The 238-nt window shown below is 45.4% G+C and carries 1 protein-coding gene; it reads right to left on the bottom strand.

Annotated features, from left to right (window positions below):
- Nucleotides 1-238, bottom strand: a 238-nt coding sequence (locus DM397_RS00105; protein WP_204251827.1) for a glycoside hydrolase family 97 N-terminal domain-containing protein, incomplete at both ends; no start/stop codon positions are given.

Here is a 238-nt window from a genome sequence, read left to right as displayed (position 1 = left end):
TCCAACGGCATCATCTAACATATACGAAGTTTCATAACTAGGACCTGTTCTCGCAAATCCGGTCATCGGATTGCTTTGCGGACATAGAAATGTAGTGGCTCCGCTTGGCATCAGAAATCCCGAAGCCTCTTCCTGAACCACGCACGAAAGCGTTTCTTTCTGCGGATATGCTTTATATTTGAATGCCAGATTATTATTGCTCACCCTAAAAATCACATCTAGAGCCGGTCTGCCCTCT

Source organism: Flavobacterium nitrogenifigens, assembly GCF_003254565.1.
Taxonomy (GTDB): Bacteria; Bacteroidota; Bacteroidia; order Flavobacteriales; family Flavobacteriaceae; genus Flavobacterium; species Flavobacterium nitrogenifigens.
Note: the sequence above shows the minus strand (reverse complement) of the source record. Positions and strands in the feature narration are given on the sequence as shown.